Source organism: Streptomyces lincolnensis, assembly GCF_001685355.1.
In the GTDB taxonomy this organism is placed as follows: Bacteria; Actinomycetota; Actinomycetes; order Streptomycetales; family Streptomycetaceae; genus Streptomyces; species Streptomyces lincolnensis.
In genome coordinates, this window is sequence record NZ_CP016438.1 from 5,625,788 (window position 1) to 5,645,165 (window position 19,378).

Consider the following 19,378-nt stretch of genomic DNA (forward strand, 5'->3'; position numbering starts at 1 on the left):
GACCGGCACGCAGAGCATCCGAGCCACTGCGCAGAGTTACGCTCGATCGATGCACACCAGGCGCATCTCACTGTTCAGCTCCCCACCGGGCGGAGTCCGTACCGGCGGCGCCCTCCTCGCCGCGGCCGCGCTGCTCGTCTCCGCCTGCTCCTCGGGGAGCGCGACGAGCTCCGGCGGCGCGGTGGCCGAGGCGGCGCTCGCCCCGCTGCCGAGGGCCGTCCCGGCCGCCCTCGCGTCGTACTACGGACAGAAGCCGAGCTGGCGCTCCTGCGGAGTCCCCGGCTTCGAGTGCGCCACGGTGAAGGCGCCGCTGGACTACGCCGAGCCGGGCGACGGCGACGTCCGACTCGCCGTCGCCCGCAAGAAGGCCACAGGGCCGGGCGAGCGACTGGGCTCGCTGCTGGTAAACCCGGGCGGGCCGGGCGGCTCGGCGATCGGCTACCTCCAGGCGTACGCCGGGATCGGCTACCCGGCGGAGATCCGCGCGCGCTACGACATGGTCGCGGTCGACCCACGCGGCGTCGCCCGCAGCGAACCCGTCGAGTGTCTCGACGGGCGGGACATGGACACGTACACGCAGACCGACCTCACGCCCGACGACAAGCGCGAGAGGACGGCCGTCGTCGACGCGTACAAGAAGTTCGCCGAGGGCTGCGGCGCCCGGTCGCCGAAGCTGCTGCGCCATGTCTCCACCGTCGAGACGGCCCGGGACATGGACATCGTGCGAGCCGTGCTGGGCGACACGAAGCTCAACTACGTCGGGGCGTCGTACGGGACGTTCCTGGGGGCGACGTACGCGGGACTCTTCCCGGGCCGCGCCGGCCGGCTCGTGCTGGACGGCGCGATGGACCCCTCACTGCCCGCCCGCCGGCTGAACCTCGACCAGACCGCGGGCTTCGAGACGGCCTTCCAGTCGTTCGCGAAGGACTGCGTCCAGCAGCCGGACTGCCCCCTCGGCACGAAGGGCACGGCGCCCGCCGAGGTCGGCAGGAACCTCAAGGCCTTCTTCCGGAAGCTGGACGCCCGCCCGGTCCCCACCGGCGACGCGGACGGCCGCCGCCTCGGCGAGGCCCTGGCCACCACCGGCGTCACGGCCGCGCTCTACGACGAGGGAGCCTGGGCCCAACTCCGCGAGGCGCTGTCGTCGGCGATGAAGGAGAACGACGGCGCGGGACTGCTGCTCCTCGCCGACAGCTACTACGAGCGGGACGCCGACGGCCGCTACGCGAACCTGATGTTCGCCAACGCCGCCGTGAACTGCCTCGACCTCCCGGCCGCCTTCGACACCCCCGAGGAGGTGCGCAAAGCCCTCCCCGCCTTCGAAAAGGCGTCCCCCGTCTTCGGCAGGGGCCTCGCCTGGGCCTCCCTGAACTGCGCGTACTGGCCGGTGCGGCACACCGGCGAACCGCACCGCATCGAGGCCAAGGGCGCCGCCCCGATCGTCGTCGTCGGCACCACCCGCGACCCGGCGACCCCCTACCGCTGGGCCCGCGCCCTCTCCCGCCAGCTCACCTCGGCCCGCCTCCTCACCTACGAGGGCGACGGCCACACCGCCTACGGCCGCGGCAGCGCCTGCGTGGACTCCACGATCAACGCGTACCTGCTCCGCGGGACCCCTCCGACACACGGAAAACGCTGCTCCTAGCCTGCGCGTCGGACCCCGGACCGGCCCTGGAGCACAGACCTCCGGGGCCGGTCCGGCACCGGCCTGAGCCCGTGCCGGGGCGGGTCGGGACCGGGCCGGGGGCGGTTCGGAGCACCCCCGGAAACTGTGTAGACTTACCGACGTTGCTGATCGCACCATAGGTGTGGACAGCGCGCCGCCTTAGCTCAGATGGCCAGAGCAACGCACTCGTAATGCGTAGGTCTCGGGTTCGAATCCCGAAGGCGGCTCCATGGTGAACCGCAGGTCAGGCATCTGACCTGCGGTTTCTTTTTGTCTTGACCTTGGAATGTGTCTGCTGAGGGTGTTTTGGGCTGTGCATGTAATGCGTAGGTCAGAGTTTCACTCTGTGGGCTCAGTCAGGCGAGTTCTGAGGTCGAGCATCGGTGCTGACCTGCTGTTTCTTTGGGATCGCTGATTTGTGAGTCAGTATGGGCGTGGCGTGGCGTGGCGTGGGGTGGCCAAGGGGTGGCCATGTGTGCAGCGGCGGTGCACGACAGAGGGCTCCGGGGCTGTGTATGAAAGCCGTACCGAGCTCGGGGCTTGTAGCTGTCCGACAACGTGGAGTGCAGGCTCGTCGCTCGCGGTACGCGGCGAGCACCTGTTGGTGCACCGGCCCCGGCGCTATGCCTCGGCGTCGGTGATCTTCACGTCGCTCTGCTGGGTCCATCGCTCCAGGGCGGGGCGCGACTCATGAGACCAGTAGCTTCGGCGCAGTTCGCCCTCCGGGGAGAACTGCAGGATTTCGGCACGGCCGAACGCCTGGGCAAGACCGGAGCCCAACCTGTCGGCGGCGGCGACAAGTTCAGGACCACCGGCGGCCATGTCGTCAACATCGGAAACGGTGACAGCCGGCGCGGCTTTGGTCAGGACCCGGGCCCCGAGAAGCTCGGGGAAGCCGTGGCGACGGTAGTGCACGAGCCGGGTGGGACACCCCGCCGTCACCGGGTGAACCGTCGCCCGCAAAAAGGCGTTGCCACTGGCCGCCGCGCGATCACGTGCATGGAGTGCGAGGTACTGGAGACCACTGAGCAGGCCGTCCGCAAGCTCGTCTCCTTCGGCATCCGCCACACCCTCTCGGTCCAGGACGACCCGGCCCGGGGCATCGGCGCGGCCCGCGACTGGCTGCTGTCCGAGCTGCGCTCGTACGCGGCGGCCTCCGGCGGCCTGGGTGTCCGTCTGCTGCCGGTCCAGCCAGCCCGTCACGTTGCCGCGTGTCCAGGCCGCCTTGGTCCCTGGCCCAGGCGAGTAGCCCGCCGAACCAGAACACCGCTGCAGGAGCCGCGATACCTGCACAAGGTTTGCTCCTTGTTGGTGAATGGTCGAGTCCCAAGCCCTGGGCCAGCGGTGGAGTCGCTGAGCCCGGGGCCATCTACGGGGTGCCGCTCAGGCAGACTTGGCAGTCATGCCGCGTTCTCGGGTGAGGAGCTCGACGATCTCGTGGAGACGGAACTTCGGGTCGGGAGCCTCGGCGATCATTTCGGTGAGCAGGTTGTTGAAGTCGTCCAGTGCGGGGCTGCCGAGCCCAGCCGCGTTCATCGCGGCGTGTCCTTCCTGGAGTTGCCCGATGATGCGTTCGGCGTCGGCGTTGACGGCGGTCGTCATGCCGGCACCTCCGCCCGCTCGGACCCGGTCTCGCAGAGGACACGGGTGAGCGTGTCCCACACATGGTCGGGGTCCCCGGTCTCCAGGATCATCCCGGCTGCCACGTCGAGGGCCCTGTCGATACGCCCGCCGTTGTTCTCCTTCTCTACGCCTATGGCGTGCAGTACGCGGACAACGTGGGGGCGGGCCGCCGCATGCGCGGCGGGCAGCCGGTCGGTGGCGTCCGCCAGGTCCCAGCCAGCCGGGACCTGGTAGGCGGCCGGGCTGTCGTCGTAGGTGACGACCCTGGGAGTGCCTTTGCCGCTGCCCAGGTGGACGTCCAGGCGGAGCCGGGACGCTTCCCGGAACAGGGCGGTGATGCCCGGGCTCATGTCGTCGAGGATCACCTCGCGGACGGCGTACCCGTGCTGGCGCAGCGAGATGCGGGCGAGCCAGACGGCGGTGCCGGGGTTGGCGAGGTGCCTGTCGTAGACGAGGGTGGCGGTGCCGTCGGCAGGGCTGAGGTCGCGGATGTCGGCGGCCTTGCCGGGGGAGGTGGTTCCGCGTCGGACCGTGAGGGTGAGGTCGAGGGGGATCGTGGCGGTCACAGCGTCACCTCGGTCTGCTTGGCGGGGATACGGGTTGTGACGAACGGCGCTGGCATGTCAGGCACCGGTACCCCGAGCGCCTGGGCGAGTAGGTACCGGGCGACGGTGTCGTGCTCCAGTTCGCTGCGCCCGGTCGGCATGGTGAGCCGCAGCTCACCTGTCTTGCGCTGGACGATGACGGCGCCGAAGAACGCTCGGTCGGTGATCGGGGAGTCGGTGAGGGTGACGCCCAACTCGCTGATGAGCACGGGGAGAGGGGTGTCCATCAGGTGGTCGGCGGACGGCTTCGTGGCGGAGACGGTCACAGCGTCACCTCCGTGGCTTTGTCGGTGTACAGCTGGCGGAGGCGGAGGAAGATGTCGTCCGCGAGTTCCTTGGCTTTCTCCGAGGTGTACACGTCCGGGAGGGCCTTCCGCATCGCCTCGTCGACCGCCCCGGGGAGGACGGCGGCGAGCCGGTCGAGGAACGCGGCGGGGGTGGCGGTGGCCTTGTCGAAGTCGGAGAAGGTCATACCGGCATCACGCCCTGGTGGGCGAGGATGGCGCGGGCGGCCCACAGGCGGGTGGAAGGGTCCTGTCCGGCGGGGACAACGAGGAGACGGGTGCCGTCCTTGTGCTGCAGATAGTGCCCGTACAGGCCGTCGAAGGGACTGTCCAGCTCCACGGCCTGGATGTCGTGCGCAGCGGTAAGTGCCTCGAACACTGTGGTGGGGTCGTTGATGGCAGCCATGATGCGGGCGGAGTCCTGCTCGGCGCGGGCCTGTATTTCTGCGTCGAGATTGAGGGCTTCGGGCTGTGGAGGCAGCGAAGCCAGGTGCTTGGTGACGCCGACAGGAGCAACGCTTGTTGCTGTTTTCGCCATGGTCTTGCTCCTTTAATGCAGGAGATTGGGGCCAGGCCTCGGGACCGGTGACATAACCACCGGGCGAGAACGTTCTGCTTTCGGTGGTAGTCGCCCTGGCGAGGGCGGAACAGGCGGCCCTTCTCCGTTCGGGGGACGTCGCCCCGAGATCGATCACCGCCCTGCTACGCAGCACGTAAAATGCGCCTTTTTTTGGGGATCTTGACCAATTGCTAGGTGCCGACGAGGACCGGGGTATCGACGTCGACCGGTGCGGTCTCGGCGAGCTTGACCTTGAGGCTTGGGGCGCAGGCCTTCATCGAGACGGGGCCGAGGCCGTGGGCCTTGAAAATGCGGGTGATCTCGGCGAGGTCCGGGGCCTGCCGTGAGGACGGAGTGCGGAAGACGCGCCATGTGCCGTGGGCGCTGGCGGGCAGCCTCTCGAGGACCTTCTTCGCGGCCCGCTCGCCATGGTCAGGGAGGCGGGCCTGGTCGGCGGCGCGCTCGTACTCGCGGGCGGCGGCCTCGATCTGCTCGACCGGGAGGATCTCGTCGACCTCGTACAGGCCGGCCGGGTTCGGGGCCTCGACGATCGCGGTCTCGGCTTGGTCGGCAGTGAGGGCGGCAGGGCCGACGACGGAGCGGACCACGTCGGTGATGGTGCCGAGCATGCTGCGCACCGGATGAACGGTGCGGGGGGAGAGAGAAGAGCCTCTTCGCGTCGCAGGGTCGGTGCGCTGGACGCCCTTTTGCCGCCGGGTCCTGAACTGGAATCCCGCCCGACGAGGCCCCGCCGCCAGGCATTCCTGGGGTCAGAACGGGGCGGGAAGGACAGGGAAACCCCGGGAGTGATCACCAAACCCCGGGCACCCCAGTGCGCGGAGGTCTTCAGTCGCGGCTTCGATGATCGTGCCCTCGCCGACCGGCTGCCGAGCCTCTCCCTGCTTCGGTGTGCGTTTCGCAGACTCAGTGAGTGTCGGGCGCCGGGTCCGGCAGGGGGAGTTCATCGAGGTCGAGGGTGAAGGTGCGGCCGTCGGCCAGGGGGATGGGGAGCTTGCCGGTGCCGTATGCGCGGGTGTGGGCGGTGCTGTAGCCGCTGGAGGTCGGCTCGGTGTGCAGGACGACTTCCCGGGCGTAGGGGTCCACGACCAGGTAGACGGGGATGCCGTACCGGCCGTACTTTGCGGTGCAGTCGTCGTAGTCCTTGCGGGCGGAGGACGTGGAGACGACCTCCGAGATCAGCAGGACGTCCTCGAAGCTGTAGCGCTTGCCCTCCTTGCGCGCGTCCTCGCGGAGGATGGCCAGGTCGGGGGCGGAGTTCTCGTCGGCGGGGAAGTCGATGTAGACGTCGGAGGTGACCTTCGCGTGACGGCCGAGGGCGAGAGAGTCGATCTGCATCGACCTGATAGTGCTGGAGTGCTCTTCGCTCTGCGGGGTCATGATGATCTTTCCGTCGGTGCCGAAGAACACCACGTATCCCGCGGGGAACTCGGTGTGCGTGATCACGTCGACACTCATGGACGGTGCTCCTTCCCGTGTGCCGTCATGATACGGCGGGCAGCGCCGTTCCACGGCTGGACGTCCGCGGCGTGCGCGTACACCACAGCGGGGAACCGTCCGTGTGAGCAGGCGCTGCGACGCGGGGCGTGAGGTGGGCCCGTGATTGTTCGGGCCCAACAGGTGGCGCGGGGTGCCTGTCAGGGGCGCCGGGTGCCCTCCGAGGTGGCCATGGAGTGGCCGGACGCCTTTGGACGGTGCGGCACGAGGTACCGGCCCTCAGCGCGGCGCATGTGATCTGATCAGGCACAACGGCATTCCGCAGCATCAGTCGTCATGAGGCAACACGATTACTCGTGGTCTCGTAATGCGTAGGTCTCGGGTTCGAATCCCGAAGGCGGCTCTGAGGAACCCCAGGACTCACTCGCCGTGACCTGGGGTTTTTCCTTGCTCGGGGCATGACGCGTCACATGGCCGTTGTGCCGCGTGTCCGACACGATCTTCACGTCGATGCCGGCGGCGAGCATGAGCGTGGCCGCACCGTGCCGGAGGTCGTGCAGTCGGATCGGAGGGAGGCCGGAGGCGGCGACGAGGCGCTCGAAGAGGTCGGTCACCTTCCCGGGATGGAGCCAGGAGCCGTCTTCCTGGGTGAAGACCATGCCGGTCGCGACCAGGCCGGTCCCCACTCCTCGCGGTGCCGCTTCAGGACGTTGACGGTGTCGTCGTCGAGCGCGACCACGCGGAAGCCGCTGTCCGTCTCGGGCTCGGAGGTCTCGACCTCCCACCCGTCCTGGACGAGCTGGGCGGAGACGGTCAGGGAGTGGTCATCGAGGTTGATCTCCGACCAGGGCTGCGCGCATGCCTCGCCCCGACGCAGGCCGCGGAAGGCGATCAGGTGCCACATCGCGTACAGCCGGTCCTCCGCGAGGAAGTCGAGGAACGCGCCTGTCTGTTCGGGAGGATCTGCTGGCCGATCGCGTCGTTCAACGCAGGCCGCAGCGTCGCCTTGATACGCAGCCGGGTAGCCGGACCGGTCACACGCCGGAACGGCGGCATGGCATCGATCGCCGTCTTCATCACCTTGCGGCGGGCGCGGTTGTCCGTGCCCTTCCACGGCACGGTGGCCAACTCCTCCACCGCGGCCCGGCGCTGGGCGTTCTGCTCCAGGATCTCGGCATTGCCGTCGAGTCATCGGTCGAGCCACTCGCTGACGGTCAGGCGGTCGATCAGGTCCTGACCGGACTTCAGGCGCCGCCGGGTCTCCTCGACATCGGGCAGTGGCGACTTCTCGTCGCCGACCTCCTCCAGCCTGGCGGCGATCAGCGGCATGGCCTCGGGGTCGTCGGTGTCGGCGAGGCCGAGCAGGGCGCGTATGTGGTCGAGTTCGCGGATGAAGGCGTGAGTGCTGCGGAGCCGGTACTTGGCTTCCAACGCCCTTTCCGTGTAGTCGGCTTGGGCGAGTGCGGCTTCCTCGTGTTCTGCCCGGTTGGGTGCTGTCTCGGCCTTCCGGCGCTCGTGCTTCTCGCCCTTCAGGGCGGCCAGGGCAGCGCGCTGGTGGCGGACGTGGGCGCGGAAGGAGCGGAGCATGTCGTCTTCCAAGCCGAAGTCCTCGCTGTCGCCGGTGAACCAGCGCATGGCATCCCAGGTCGGTTCGGAGTGCTGAAGGGGAAGGCGCTGGACTCGGTCGACGTAGCCGACGGGGTAGAGCAGGCAGATCGGGGAGGTCCGCAGGGCTTCGGCGAGGACGAGGACGTCGACCAGGGGCAGGTTGGCGCGGCGGCCGGACTCCGTGTTGGCGATCACGTTGCGCGGGCTCGGATGGCCGATCTCCTCGCAGCGGTCGGCCAGGTCCTGGGCGCTCATGCGTAGCTCCTTCCTTCGTCTGCGGACCTCGGCGGCCACTGTGGCCATCACCTGATCCACCCACTCCGGGACGTCGTCCTCGTCATCTCTCGGATCAAAAGCCCTCGGCCAGTGGAGCCCGCTGGCGGCGAGCGACCATGAGGGCGGGCATCACCCTCGCTCAGCGCGTCACTGGCGGCCGGTGCAGCGGAAGTTGGCGGCGTTGTTCGTGCTGCCGTGTCCGTCGTAGCGGGCGACGGCCGGCCACCGGCACAGCGGCCGGCTCATGGGCCCGTTCTCGGCGCGCAGTGTGGTGGGGGCCTTGCCGTGTTCGACCCACTTCACCAGGGCCGCCAGTGGGTCGGCCGGGGCGGCGCCGGAGCCGCCCCGGCAGTGGCCCACGCCGGGGGCCGTGAAGAGGCGGGCGAACTTCTCGGTCTTCGCCCGGCCGCCCATCGCGGCGATGACCTGCTCGTAGTAGCTGGTAGTTCCCCGGGGAGGGATCAGCTGGTCGGCCAGGCCGTGCCAGAGGAGCAGTTTGCCGCCGGCGGCACGGAAGGCGCTCAGGTCGGGGTCGTCCGTGCCGACCACGGGGCCCCACTCCTGACGGGAGCGGTCGAAGTAGTGGGTGAAGTTGGCCGTGGTCAGGCGGTGCCAGTCGAAAGACGGGTCCTTCGCCAGCCAGTAGGTGAACCAGCCCGACGCGAGGGGCGTCGGGACTCCGTCGCCGTTCGCGGTGGCGGCGAGTCTGGCGAACGAGGCGCCGGGCAGGATTCCGTACCACAGGCGGCGACCGTCCGGGCGTCGCGGCCCGTCCCAGATCTTTTTCACCACGGCCGCGTCCTTGGCCGTGATCGTGCCGCAGGGGGTCACGGTGCCGACCAGCGAGGTGGGGTTGAAGCGGCAGGTCCGGGGGTCCGCGATGACGCCGTCGGTCACACCGTCCCGGCTGTCGCACGCTGCTGTGACCGCCTTGTTGACCGCGTCGAACTTGCACGAGGGCACGAAGTCGCCGAGCTCGTGCATCACGACCTGGGGCCACATCGCCGCGGGGAGGAACCGGTCCGCCTGGATCGCCGGCGCGCCGGCCAGGATGCCGTCGTAGTCGCGGGGCTGGACCTGCGCTTCCTGGAGACCTTCCCTGCCGCCGTTCGAGCAGCCGTTCCAGTACGAGTAGGTGGGCGACTTCCCGTAGAACGCCTGGATGACGGCCTTGCCCTTGACGGTCGTCTCGTGCAGCGCACGCGAGAGGAAGTCGTTGATCAGGGACGCGTTCATGCCGGTCGGGGACCAGGCCCAGGAGGCATCGCTGGAGTCGGCGGTATGACCGGAGTCGGAACCCGCGGCGGCGTAACCGGCCTTCGCCGCGCTCTCCGTGTCCGGGATGGAGCCGTTGAAGCCACCGCCTCCCACCCCTTGGAAGCGCCCGTTCCAGGTGCCGACGGGCAGTGACACGCGCATGTGGATGTTCTGGGGAACCAGCAGTTCGACGTTGCAGATCGCCGGAGTGGTGGTGGTCTGCGAGACGCTGGTAACCGTCGTGCCGTCCGGAAAGCGCAGAGCCGTGAGGCTCTCGCAGGACCGGACCGGCTGGCCGGAACCCACAGTGTCGGCCGCGCTCGCCCCGTGGACCGGCATGGCGCAGAGCCCTGCCGCGAGGATCAGAGATCCGGAGATCGCGAGCCGGCGTCGGACGGGGCCTCGCGGGGATGGTGCATGCTCGGCGCTGCCAGCTGAAGGCTTCCACTTCATGCCCGCTCACCTCCCTCTTTCTTTCTTGGCTGGGCGGATGGGGCCGGTCAGTGGTCGGCCGGCTCGTGGATGTCGGAGGGGATCGGGTCGGCGTACAGTGCGGCGATGTCCGCGTCGTACTTCTCGGCGACCTTCTGCCGCTTGAGCTTCAAGGTGGCGGTGAGTTCATCGCTCGTCGCGTCCCAGTACGCGGGAATCACCCGGAAGCGCTTGACCTGCTCCACACGTGCCAGCCGGCTGTTGCCCTCGGCCACCGCGGCTCGCAAGGCGTCGATCAGCAGGGGGTTGCGGGCCAGGGAGCGCGGGTCCGGCCGTAGCCCGTGCCCGGCGGCGAAGGCCGCCGCAGCCTCGGCGTCCAGGACGAGCAGCGCGGTGATGTAGGGGCGGCTGTCGCCGATGGCCACAGCGGTGCCGATCAGGGGACCGGCGGTGGTGAGGGCCGTCTCGACCGTGACGGGCGAGATGTTCTTGCCCCCTTCGTTGATGATCAGGTCCTTCTTGCGGTCGACGATGGTCAGGTAGTCGTCCGCGTCGGACACGATGACGTCGCCGGTGTGGAACCAGCCGTCCCGGTCGAAGGCTTCGCGGGTCCGGTCGGGGTCGTTGCGGTACCCCTTCGCCACCGACGGCCCCCGCACCAGGAGTTCACCGTCGGCGGCCCGGCGTGCTTCCAGGCCGGGCAGCAGTGTGCCGATGGTGCCGAAGCGGGCCCGCGCGGGCGGGCTGACGGCACCGAAGCAGCTCAGCTCGGACATGCCCCAGCCCTCGCAGATGGGGACGCCGAGCGCCGCGAAGAATTCGAGGGTCGCCGGCGGCGTGGGTGCCGCGCCGGTCACCGCCCACCGCACCTGGTCCAGCCCCAGACGGGACCGCAGGGCGGACAGGACGCCGGCGTCCGCCTCGGCATACGCGGCGGAGAGCTCGTCGTAGACCGGCTTGCCCGCCTGAAGCAGGCGCGTACGACTGAGGCCTGTCTCCAGCGCCGCCCCGACAGCCTCCCGCCGGGCCGCGTCCGGCTCGCTCTCGATGCCGAGCTCCACGGCCTGCTTGATCTTGTTCCAGACCCTGGGGACGGCGCACCAGATCGTCGGCCGGCAGTCCGGCAGCGCCTTGGCGATCTCCTTGATGTCGGGCACCACCGTGACCTGCACACCGAAGATCGCCTGTGCGTACAGGCAGGTGAAGCGGTCGACGACATGTGCGGAAGGGAGGTAGGAGGTGGTCCGGTCGCCGAAGCGGAAGTCCAGCACCTGTGCCACTCCCGCGGCTTGGGCGAGCAGGTTGGCGTGCGTGATCTCCACGCCTTTCGAAGGGCCGGTCGTGCCCGAGGTGTAGATCAGGGTGAGCACGTCGTCCGGCTGGACGGCGCGCCAGGCCGCGTCGAAGTCGAACGAGGTGTTCGCCCGGCCCCGAGCGCGGAGGATGTCCAGGCTGAGGATGCCTTCGGCCGGCTTCGCGTCGTCGCCGTACGTCAGGATTGCGTCGCCGTACGTCAGGGTTTCGTCGTCGGCGGTCCTGGCTTCCTCGCCGCCCGCCGGGACTTCGTCGCCGTCCACCAGGATGAGGTGCTCGACGGCCACACCGGATTCTCGGACGACGGGGAGGTACTGGGTCTCGCACACCATCACCCTGCTTCCGGAATTGCGCAGGACGTGGGCGAGTTGGGCGGCCGGCAGGGTGTTGTAGACGGAGAACGGGATGGCGCCCAGGTGCTGGGCCGCGAGGTCGACAGGGAAGAACTCGACCCGGTTGGTCATCATCAGCGCGACGGTGTCACCACGCCTGACTCCGAGCCCGGCCAGGCCGGCCGCCAGAAGGCGCACGTCATCGGCGAGGGCCCGCCAGGTGACGGTGCGCGTCGCGCCCACGGTGCGCAGGGCCACCGTGTCGGGCGCGACGGCTGCCGTGCGCTGGAAGGCCTCGCAGAGCGTGGCGGACATGGGTGTGGGGTCGGTCATCTAGATCAGTTCCCGTCGATCGGCTCCGTACCGGAACTCACGCTCGACAGGCCCGACGCGCGCCTCTACGGCGGCGCCGGCAACGCCGCGGCGTGAGCGCGCGGGTTCGACGACGGCAACGCTAGGCATCCGTGGCGCGCAGGGCATCGGGCATGACGCCCAACAATGCGGCCGCCGCACTGTGATCGGATCACATAGCTGTGGGGGGAGGTGCTCAAGCCTCCATCTGTGGAGGTGACCGGGTCACACCGAGGTGCCGGAGCCGCCCCCGAACAGTCTGATCGCGATCAGCAGCTCCTGGAGGTCGGCGAGCCTGCGCAGGTCGCACCCCGTCCGTTCCTCGACACGAGCCAGACGGTGATGTGCGGTGTTGATGTGGACACCTAGTCGCCGGGCCGCGGCCTTCACGTTCAGATCGTTGGCCGCGTACTCCTCCACCGTTCTGATCAGGGTGCCGTCCGTCCGGGAGTCCTCGGCCACGAAGGTACGGAGCGCCGCCGGCACCATCCGTGCGGCGGTCTCGTCCGCTCGGAGGGTCAGATAGTCGAGCACACTGAGATCGGACAGGCAGACGACGCCACCGTCCGGCGGCAGAGTGCCCAGCGCGGAGACCGCCTCGTGGTACGCCTTCCCCAGATCGGCGACGGTGTCGTACCGCGTGCTGACGCCCACTGCCAGCCGTGTCCCCTGGTCGGCGAGCGTCCGCCATGCCGTCCTCACGGATTCCCCGGACACACTGCCCACCCTGTCGCGCAGCGCCCGCACGATCACTGTCTCGTCCTGCCGCAGCACGGTCAGCGCACGAGCCGGGTCGCCCGCGGCCTGCCCCAGAAGCGAGGCGGCGGAACGCAGACTGTAGGGGTCGCCGACGGGACCCACGGGCACCGCGACCACCACGGCACACGGCGTGTCGGGATGCAGCCCGGCCTTCGTGGCCGCGGTCAGCCGTGGTCCCGGCGCCGGCTCCCGCCCCGCGATCAGGTCTTCGAGCAGGTCCCGACGCACCCGGTCGCCTTCCACGGCCAGGAACTGTTCCTCGTCCAGATAAGCCCGGGCCGCGACCGTACTGCCCCGGTTGATCAGCTCCATGACGAGTCCGCACGCTTCCAGCGCGACGTCACGCCCGCCGGTCGTGTGCACCGCCCAGTCGGCGATCGCCTCCCACATCACGCGGTGCGCGATGCGCAGCGCGTGCATGAAATCCACCAGGGGCATACCCTGCCGTGCCCGCCGCGCGGCATGCGGGCGGACGAACGCCACGTCGTCGTCCGTGACCGGTCGGTCGCGGGCCAGGCTGACACTGAGCGCGTCGACCGCCTCCGTCACGTGGGCCACCACGTCGGCCAGCAGCGCTTCGTCCACCAGGGCGGTGTAGCCGGGAATCTCCGTCCGCATGGCCTCCAGCGCCGCCTCGGCCAGTGACTGCCGCTGAGCGGCGATGATGTCGGCCACCTCACTGAGGGCGGCCACCTGACCTGATCGGCGCGTCACGGCCTCAGCCTAGGGGAGCCATGGCGTCAGTGCGCCGCGTGATCACTGGGATGAACCGACGCTCGTAAGACCCGATGACGCCGACATCGACTTCGTTTCTTCGGCACCGGCTTCCGCCGTCGACCAGTGGCGTGGGGGAGCCGCGGTACATCGACGGCTGCTCAGGCGGCAAGGGTGCATTCGCCCGGCGAGCCGACGCGCCGGCCACGAAGTACGGCGAGCGGTTCACAGTGTCCACGTCGCCGCGCGGCGGTCATCGCGGCGGACTGACTCATCGCACGAGAACGGCACTCTCGTCCGACAGGTGGTGGACGAGAGTGCCGTTCGCCGTCCCTCCGGACGGGCGGACCTGTTCCGCGCGCGGCGGTCAGAGCCGGCTGTCCGGGGTCTGTCCGGGGTCACCATGCGGTTGCCCAGGCTCGTGATCAGCGATCGGACACGTCGGCCCCGTCCGCCTGACGGGACCGCACACCGGTCGCGTCTGCGCATGGGGTACACGCTGAAGACGTGCCGTGCGGCTTCGACCGCCCCTTGTCCCCGAGTTGCCCGGCGCCCCGCACGCAGACCACCCACGATCCCCGCCATCGGCGGCGACCTGCCGGGGCGGAAGCCGTTGTGCGCCTACCGTGAGTGACGGCGAGCCGTTGTCGAGTCCTGAGCTCCGCACGCGGTTCATGCTGGTCAGTGCGCTGACTCAGACGGCGGAAGCACGGTGACGTGTGCACCGAGCCTGCCTTTTCAGGGCTTCGGGTCAATGGTGTGGATGTGCCGGTCGTAGTCGCTGGTGTGCTCTTCGGCCCAGTCCTGCAAGTGTTGCAGTGCGGCGGTGGCGCCGCGGGCGAGGTCGGTCAGGGCGTACTGCACCGTCGGTGGGCGGCTGGTGTGCACGGTGCGCGTGATGAGTCCACCGGTTTCGAGGTCGCGCAAGGTCTGCGCGAGCATCTTGTCGCTGACGCCGCCGGCCCGCCGGCGCAGCTCGGACCAGCGTTGCGGGCCGTCCATGAGGTCGACCAGGACCAGGGCGGCCCACCGGGCGGTGACCAGGTCGAACAGCTGCCTGCCGGGGCAGGCGGGATTGCGGACGTTGCCTCGCGCGCTTTCCTGCACGTGCTCACCTCACCTGAAGGTATGTACTTCCCAGGAGAAAGTAACTCAGTCAGAGTGAGTGAGCCAACCCCTGATCGTCAAGGAGTACCTGTGGTAACCGACGTTGCCGTGACCCGCGCCGTGAACACCGTGACGGTGCTCGGCGGCCCCACCGCGCTGATCCACCTGGCCGGATGGACGCTGCTGACCGACCCGACCTTCGACGCCGCCGGCACCGAGTACCAGGACGGCCCGGTCCCGGTGCGCAAGACCGCCGACCCGGCGCTGAAGCCCTCGCAACTGCCCGCTCTCGACGCCGTCGTGGTCAGCCACACCGGGCATCTGGACAACCTCGACACCGCCGGGCGTACGGTGGCCTCCGCTGCCTCGAACGTGTTCACCACCGTCGCCGGCGCCACCGACCTCGGGGGCGCGGCCGTCGGCCTGGAGCCCTGGCAGACCCGGACCCTGTCGAAGCCGGGCCGCACGCCGCTGAACATCACCGCGGTTCCCGCCCGCCACGGGCCCGTCGGCACCGAGGACCTCACCGGTCCGGTCACCGGCTTCCTCCTGCACACCGACGACGACTCCACACCGAGCGTGTACGTCTCCGGTGACACCGTCGACCTGGACGCGATGAGCGCCCTGGCCGGCCGGTACCGCGTCGACGTGGCGCTGCTGCACCTGGGCGCGGCCGGCTTCGAGGCATTCGGTGACGTACGGCTGTCGCTGACCGCGGTCCAGGCCGTCGAGGCCCGCCGCCTGCTCGGCGACCCCCTCGTGGTGGCCGTACACGCCGAGGGCTGGGCGCACTACACCGAGGACCGCAGCCACGTCCAGCAGACCTTCGACGCCGCCGGCGTCCCGCTGTACTGGCCCACCCCCGGCGAGCCCGTCACCCTGCCCGCCCCGCACACCCGCTGACACCTCATCCAGAGCCGCCGTCGGCGCACCGGCCCGCTCCTTCTACGCCGCCAGCGACGCGGGAGCGGCTGCGGTCACCGCACTGCGCTGACGCCGCGCACCCACCGGTCAATGGCTCACGTAGATCGGCCTGTAGCCGACCCGCCCGTCCGCAACGAAGAAAAGAAAAGGAAAGAACATGAAGCCGGAAGTCGTGCACGAGCGCTTCGCCCAGTACCTCAAGGACCGGGACCTCGACGGACTGGGTTCCCTGTTCGACGAAGACGCCATGTTCGTACCGGGACCGGGACAGCAGCCCGTCTACGGCAGGGAAAGCATCAAGGAAGCGCTGAAGCCCTACCTCGCCTCGCCCAGCACCATGGAGGTGGTGGCCGCGTCGGTCCATCAGAACGGCGACCTGGCGATGGTCCAGCCGTCCTGGCGGATCACGAGCGAGAGCGGCACCGTGGAAGGAAAGGCGGTCGAGGTGATGAAGAGGACGACCGAGGGGGACTGGGTCTACATCATCGACAACCCCTACGGCGTCTGATTCTCGTCATCCCGGCATCACCGTCGGGCGACCGAACCTCGTCACGGCAGCGGCGGCCGTATCGACTTTCTCGGTACGGCCGCCGTTTGCTTTCCGGCGTCGGTGACACGGTCATGATCCGGTGTGGTCCTGGCGCAGTTGGCTGGTGAGGGTGAGCAGGTCTTCGACGTGGCGTTGTGCGGTGAAGGCTCCGGCTGCCGGCGGCGAACAGGTCGGTGCCGGCGAAGTCCACGCGGGCACCGGCTGTCACGGCGCCGAGGAAGGCGGTGCCGGTGAACAGCCGGTACAGCAGTGCTTCATCGGTGCCGACGGGGGTGATTCGTTCGATGGTGTGTCGGCCGTCGGGAAACGCCGCGGCCAGTGCGGTCAGCAGCATGACAAGGACGTCGGCGTTGTCCAGGTGCGACGACCAGGAGGCCGGGAAGTCCGCGGCCGGCGGGTGGCGCAGCATTCCCTGTGCGACAGACCGGTTCCTGTCCCGCTCCCGGTATGAACATGGCGTGTTCGCCGAACAGGGAAACCCAATCCGTCAGAGGTCCTCCCTTGAGGACCCGTGATGTCTGGCTGCCGGTGAGATCCGTGCACCCGCCCCGAAACACCGTCCGCACCAGCTCGTTGACATCCTTCACGCGAGTGTCAACGACCCTCACGACTCTCGTCACCACCGAATGTAAACAGGGCCGTCGATGAGACAGTCCGCCGGCAGGTCGTCGATTACGCCTACGGCCGGGGCGGGCGGGAGACAGGCAGTGAGCTCGCCCGCGGCCGACCACGGGCGGCATGGGTGCCGGGCCTGGCCGGGCCGGCACCCACGGCATCACTCCCCGCGCGCCCCCGCCTGCCGGGTGACCGAGCGCAGCAGGGGGCGGCTCAGGCCGCCGGCCGCGAGAATCCCGCCGACCCCGGCGGCGCAGCACACCGCGAGGACAGTCAGGCCACGTGCCTCGAACGACGAGTCGCCGCCGGCCAGCATCATCGAGCCCCCGCACAGCAGCCCGGTCGCGACGGCCCCGCCCGCCAGCACGGTGACCGGGATGAGCGTCTCGCGGTTGCGGGCGGCGTCCAGGACGCGCAGCGGGGTTCCGGCCAGGTGCAGCAGGGCGTAGGTGCGGCGGCGATCCAGGACGGCGGCAGCCGCGGTGATCCCGGCCGAGGTGATGGCGACCGTGAAGGTCACCACGAGCACCACTCGGGTGAGGATGGTGAAGTCCTGGGTGAACCGCGTCTCGGACCAGTTCACGTCGATGGTGGTGAGCGGGTACTGGTCCGGCGTCAGGCCGGTCAGCGCGGTGCGGGCGCGGTCCAGTTCGGCCGGGCCGCCGGAGACGGTGGCGGTGACCTGACGGCTGTCGTAGGGAGCTGTGGCCACGAAGCCGTCGTCCACGCCGACCACGGCGCTCACCCCGGCGGCCCGCAGACGCTGTTCGGCCTGTTCCCGCACCTGCGTCACCTGGTGGACCGGAGCCGCGAGGGCGAGCTGGTCGGGCCGTCCTCCCCACGGGGGAGCGGCGTCCAGGGTGAGCAGGGCGAAGAAGCCAGCGACGAAACCGGCCAGGGTGAGCCCGGAGACGATCCGCCAGGCAGCCTTCGGGTCGTCCAGCAGCCGGCGCCCGGCCAGCAGTGTCGCCGGCCGCTTGGCCAGGGCGGTGACGATCCTGCCGAGCAACCGGACCACCCACGGCCCGATCACGGCCAGCGCCAGGAAGACCGCGGCGAACGCGTACAGCGCGAGGGAGTCGTCGCTGCCGTACTCCTTGCTGATCCAGCCGTAAACGGCGACGACGGCCACGAAGACCACCGCCCGCACGACGCTCGCGCCCCGGCTGCGGGAGCGGCGTGCCACGCCCAGCGGGCCGACGACCACCTGACGGAGTCCGGCGAGCGCGCTGACCACGGCCAGCGCGACCACCCCGGCCATGACAGCCAGGAGTGGCAGCGCGCCGATCCACAGGTCGGCCGGGTACCAGGCGCCTCCCGCGAGCGGCAGACTCGCCGCCGGCAGCAGCAGCACCGCATACCCCACGGCGCCGAGCAGTGTCCCGGCCGCCCCGGTGAGCAGTGCCTCGGCGGCCGTCATTCCGGCGACACGGCCCGGCGTGGCACCGATCAGGCGCAGCGCGGCGAGGCGCTGGTCGCGGCGGGAGACCGACAGGCGCGCGGCCGAAGCCGCCAGCACCAGCAGCGGAACGATGACGAGGACGGTGGCGACCCGGGCCAGGGACTCGTACATCCTGCCCGTGCCGTCCGTCAGCGGCGCGCCGGCGAAGGACGCGACGCGAGTGGGGGAGACGATGTCGCCGGCCCGGCGCGGATCGGGCGCGCGCTCGGCGGTGACCGCCGGATCGCCGGGGCGGTGTCCGATCACCGCGACGAGTTCGCCGGGGTGGGCCAGTGCCGCGCGGCCCAGGGCTCCGGTGAGCGTGCCGGGCACCGGGTGGCGGTCGGCGGGCAGCCGGTCGAGCAGGGCGCCGAGCGCCGGGGAGACCCACAGTTCGCCGGGCGCGGGGAAGCGGCCGAGGCCGGGCGGGGCGGGAGCGGCGCGGCCGGGCAGTCGGGCGACGTCCACGACGGTGACGGGTGCTCCTCCGGTGAAGGTGGTCCCGACAGCCTCGACCGCCACGGGGCGGGAGGACTCCACGGGGTTGCGCCAGTCGGTGCGGTCCGCGCGGTGCTGGAAACCGAGGTTCATCGCGACGCACAGCAGCAGCAGTGTGGTGGACACGGCCGCCGCCGCGACCGCGAGCCCGGTGGCGAGCAGGCCGGTGCGGCCACCGGCCCGCGTGAGCCGCCAGGTCAGCGCCCAGGTGGTGCGGTCCAGTGTCCTCATCGCCGGTACCCCGCGTTCGCCTCGGCCCCGGTGCCCGTCACAGCCCCGGCCTCCGACTCGGTGTGAACCTCGGCCAGCCGGCCGTCACGCACCTGCACCGTGCGGTCGCACCAGCGGGCCACGTTCGCGTCGTGGGTGACCAGGACCAGGGCGGCGCCCTGGCGGCGGCTGATGTCCGTCAGCAGGTGGATGACCTCCATGCCGGTGGCCTGGTCCAACGCGCCGGTCGGCTCGTCGGCGAAGATCACCTTTGGCTTGCCGACCAGAGCCCGGGCGATGGCCACCCGCTGCGCCTGACCTCCGGACAGCTGCCCGGGGCGCCGGGCTTCCAGGCCCTGGAGGCCCAGGGGGCCGAACCACTGCCGGGCCTGCTCGACGGCCGCCCGGCGTGGCGTGCCGCCGAGCATCAGCGGCAGGGCGACGTTCTCGTCGGCGGGCAGTTCCGGCAGCAACTGGCCGGACTGGAAGACGAAGCCGAACGCGGTGCGGCGCAGCTCGCTGCGGGCCGGTTCACGAAGCTGGTCGACCCTCCCCCGGACTTCGTCCGGGGGGACCCCCGTCTCGCTTCGCTCGCCGTCCAGCAGGACCTCGCCGGAATCGGGCCGTTCGATGCCTGCCAGGCAGTGCAGCAGGGTGGACTTGCCGGAGCCGGACGGGCCCATGACGGCCAGAGACTCGCCGGCCGTCACGACGATGTCGACGCCGGCCAGGGCGCGGGCCATGCCGTAGGACTTGAACAGGCCGGTGCCGGTCAGGACGGCGGAGGGGGTGTTCATC

Annotated in this window: 17 protein-coding genes, 1 tRNA gene and 1 pseudogene; 4 read left to right on the forward strand and 15 right to left on the reverse strand. The window is 70.2% G+C overall.

Features of this window, described 5'->3' with window-relative positions:
* Positions 1 to 49 precede the first annotated feature (49 nt).
* Positions 50 to 1,645, forward strand: a complete 1,596-nt coding sequence (locus tag SLINC_RS25100) for an alpha/beta hydrolase (protein WP_067437352.1) — start codon at positions 50 to 52, stop codon at positions 1,643 to 1,645.
* A 174-nt stretch (positions 1,646 to 1,819) separates the two neighbouring features.
* A tRNA-Thr gene (locus SLINC_RS25105) sits at positions 1,820 to 1,896 on the forward strand.
* Positions 1,897 to 2,287: 391 nt separating this feature from the next.
* On the opposite strand, the gene SLINC_RS48085 is transcribed toward SLINC_RS25105, so the two are convergent.
* The 13 genes and pseudogenes from SLINC_RS48085 to SLINC_RS25185 all read right to left on the reverse strand — a co-directional run bounded on the left by SLINC_RS48085 (position 2,288) and on the right by SLINC_RS25185 (position 14,342).
* Positions 2,288 to 2,869, reverse strand: coding sequence for a hypothetical protein (locus SLINC_RS48085; RefSeq protein ID WP_067437355.1), 582 nt, complete (start codon positions 2,867 to 2,869; stop codon positions 2,288 to 2,290).
* A 180-nt stretch (positions 2,870 to 3,049) separates the two neighbouring features.
* Positions 3,050 to 3,268 (reverse strand): hypothetical protein, encoded by a 219-nt coding sequence (locus SLINC_RS48090; protein WP_067437358.1) that lies wholly within the window; start codon positions 3,266 to 3,268, stop codon positions 3,050 to 3,052.
* Positions 3,265 to 3,855 (reverse strand): hypothetical protein, encoded by a 591-nt coding sequence (locus tag SLINC_RS48095; RefSeq protein WP_067437361.1) that lies wholly within the window; start codon positions 3,853 to 3,855, stop codon positions 3,265 to 3,267. The genes SLINC_RS48090 and SLINC_RS48095 overlap by 4 nt, the downstream gene beginning before the upstream one ends.
* Positions 3,852 to 4,160: a hypothetical protein gene (locus tag SLINC_RS25125; RefSeq protein ID WP_067437365.1), complete on the reverse strand. Its 309-nt coding sequence runs from the start codon at positions 4,158 to 4,160 to the stop codon at positions 3,852 to 3,854. Before SLINC_RS25125 ends, SLINC_RS48095 begins: the two co-directional genes overlap by 4 nt.
* Positions 4,157 to 4,366, reverse strand: a complete 210-nt coding sequence (locus SLINC_RS25130; RefSeq protein ID WP_067437368.1) for a hypothetical protein — start codon at positions 4,364 to 4,366, stop codon at positions 4,157 to 4,159. Before SLINC_RS25130 ends, SLINC_RS25125 begins: the two co-directional genes overlap by 4 nt.
* Entirely contained in the window at positions 4,363 to 4,716 is a 354-nt protein-coding gene (locus tag SLINC_RS25135) for a hypothetical protein (RefSeq protein WP_067437371.1), read from the reverse strand. The genes SLINC_RS25130 and SLINC_RS25135 overlap by 4 nt, the downstream gene beginning before the upstream one ends.
* Positions 4,717 to 4,928: 212 nt before the next feature.
* On the reverse strand, positions 4,929 to 5,366 hold the full coding sequence (locus SLINC_RS25140; RefSeq protein WP_067437374.1) for a hypothetical protein: 438 nt from the start codon (positions 5,364 to 5,366) through the stop codon (positions 4,929 to 4,931).
* Positions 5,367 to 5,661: 295 nt separating this feature from the next.
* Positions 5,662 to 6,213 carry a Uma2 family endonuclease gene (locus SLINC_RS25145; protein ID WP_048583333.1) on the reverse strand — a complete coding sequence of 184 codons (552 nt, stop codon included), beginning with the start codon at positions 6,211 to 6,213 and terminating at the stop codon, positions 5,662 to 5,664.
* Positions 6,214 to 6,542: 329 nt separating this feature from the next.
* Positions 6,543 to 7,578 (reverse strand): annotated as a pseudogene (locus SLINC_RS50470) (site-specific integrase); the annotation flags it as partial.
* A 645-nt stretch (positions 7,579 to 8,223) separates the two neighbouring features.
* Positions 8,224 to 9,672, reverse strand: coding sequence for a tannase/feruloyl esterase family alpha/beta hydrolase (locus SLINC_RS25170; RefSeq protein WP_159425363.1), 1,449 nt, complete (start codon positions 9,670 to 9,672; stop codon positions 8,224 to 8,226).
* A 161-nt stretch (positions 9,673 to 9,833) separates the two neighbouring features.
* Complete coding sequence (locus tag SLINC_RS25175; protein ID WP_067437382.1) at positions 9,834 to 11,744, reverse strand: AMP-binding protein; 1,911 nt, start codon at positions 11,742 to 11,744, stop codon at positions 9,834 to 9,836.
* A 243-nt stretch (positions 11,745 to 11,987) separates the two neighbouring features.
* Positions 11,988 to 13,235, reverse strand: coding sequence for a PucR family transcriptional regulator (locus SLINC_RS25180; RefSeq protein ID WP_225988386.1), 1,248 nt, complete (start codon positions 13,233 to 13,235; stop codon positions 11,988 to 11,990).
* Positions 13,236 to 13,973: 738 nt separating this feature from the next.
* Positions 13,974 to 14,342, reverse strand: a complete 369-nt coding sequence (locus SLINC_RS25185; protein ID WP_067437385.1) for a winged helix-turn-helix transcriptional regulator — start codon at positions 14,340 to 14,342, stop codon at positions 13,974 to 13,976.
* Between the two features lie 90 nt (positions 14,343 to 14,432).
* Here SLINC_RS25185 and SLINC_RS25190 point away from each other — a divergent pair, with 90 nt between their 5' ends.
* Both SLINC_RS25190 and SLINC_RS25195 read left to right on the forward strand, forming a co-directional pair.
* Entirely contained in the window at positions 14,433 to 15,245 is an 813-nt protein-coding gene (locus tag SLINC_RS25190; protein ID WP_079164719.1) for an MBL fold metallo-hydrolase, read from the forward strand.
* Between the two features lie 178 nt (positions 15,246 to 15,423).
* Positions 15,424 to 15,774 carry a YybH family protein gene (locus SLINC_RS25195; RefSeq protein ID WP_067437390.1) on the forward strand — a complete coding sequence of 117 codons (351 nt, stop codon included), beginning with the start codon at positions 15,424 to 15,426 and terminating at the stop codon, positions 15,772 to 15,774.
* An 817-nt stretch (positions 15,775 to 16,591) separates the two neighbouring features.
* Here SLINC_RS25195 and SLINC_RS25200 read toward each other — a convergent pair.
* Both SLINC_RS25200 and SLINC_RS25205 read right to left on the reverse strand, forming a co-directional pair.
* The gene (locus SLINC_RS25200; RefSeq protein ID WP_067437392.1) at positions 16,592 to 18,601 is read right to left on the reverse strand and encodes an FtsX-like permease family protein; all 2,010 of its coding nucleotides are present in this window, start codon (positions 18,599 to 18,601) and stop codon (positions 16,592 to 16,594) included.
* Positions 18,598 to 19,377 (reverse strand): ABC transporter ATP-binding protein, encoded by a 780-nt coding sequence (locus SLINC_RS25205; protein ID WP_067437395.1) that lies wholly within the window; start codon positions 19,375 to 19,377, stop codon positions 18,598 to 18,600. Before SLINC_RS25205 ends, SLINC_RS25200 begins: the two co-directional genes overlap by 4 nt.
* Position 19,378: the final 1 nt, after the last annotated feature.